The organism is Mesorhizobium sp. M7A.F.Ca.CA.004.04.2.1 (assembly GCF_004022825.1).
GTDB lineage: Bacteria > Pseudomonadota > Alphaproteobacteria > Rhizobiales > Rhizobiaceae > Mesorhizobium.
In genome coordinates, this window is the sequence record NZ_RZPH01001426.1 from 1 (window position 1) to 1,111 (window position 1,111).

A 1,111-nucleotide genomic window follows, 5' to 3' on the forward strand; every position below is an offset into this window, starting at 1 on the left:
GGCCGCATTGCGTCGACTATATCAAGGGCCTGCTCACCGATTTCACGCCGCTGGCCGGCGACCGCAATTTCGGTGAGGACCAGGCGATCGTCGGCGGTTTCGCCCGTTTCCGCGGCGAACCCATTGCCATCATCGGCCAGGAAAAAGGTTCCGACACAGCCAGCCGCCTGAAACACAATTTCGGATCGGTTCGCCCGGAGGGCTACCGCAAGGCGGCACGGCTGATGGAACTGGCCGACCGCTTCAAGATCCCGCTGCTGACGCTGGTCGACACGGCCGGCGCCTATCCCGGTGTCAACGCCGAGGAGCGCGGCCAGGCGGAGGCTATCGCCCGTTCAACCTCGACCTGTCTCGGCCTGAAAGTGCCGTCGATCTCGGTGGTCATCGGCGAAGGCGGTTCGGGCGGCGCCATTGCCATCGCCACCGCCAACCGCGTCTACATGCTCGAACACGCCATCTATTCGGTGATTTCGCCGGAAGGGGCCGCCTCGATCCTGTGGCGCGACACAACGCGATCGAAGGACGCGGCGACCAACATGAAGATCACCGCGCAGGATCTTTTTGAATTAAAGATCATCGACGCCATCATCCCCGAGCCGCTCGGCGGTGCGCATCGCGGCGCCGAAACGGTGATCGCCGCGACCGGAGACCTCATCGCCAGGACGATGAAGGATTTTGCCGGCGCCAACACCGATTTCCGCGAGCAGCGCCGCGAAAAATACCTGGCCATGGGCCGCAGTCTCTGACCACAGGCAGCCTTCGCCGCAACAATGTGGCGGGGCGGAGCATTTTTGCCACAAAAATGCCGCTGCATTCGGCTCAATGAGACTGCCGCAGGGGGATGCGTCGGCACTTGCGGTAAGGAATTTATTAGGGTTAACGGGCTTAGGGTCCGTCGATGCGCAGTGTAGCAGCCGGGGCAGGAAGCGTCCTGGCGCCAGAGAAAAGACGATATCCGTAGCCATGTTTGTCAAGCTTGCCCGCACCGGAATCCTGATAGCCGCCCTCGGCGTTGCCGGCTGCAACAATTCGTCGATGAAGGATTTTGCCCCGGAGGCCAACAAGCCGCTGCCCGACAAGATCCTTGCCGACATGAAGGCCAAGGGCATGG

At 62.2% G+C, this 1,111-nt stretch carries 1 protein-coding gene; it reads left to right on the top strand.

Going from position 1 to position 1,111, the window contains the following annotated elements:
- Positions 1-746: acetyl-CoA carboxylase carboxyltransferase subunit alpha (locus tag EN893_RS35110; RefSeq protein ID WP_128362219.1), on the top strand; the 746-nt coding region annotated here is incomplete at its 5' end.
- Positions 747-1,111: the final 365 nt, after the last annotated feature.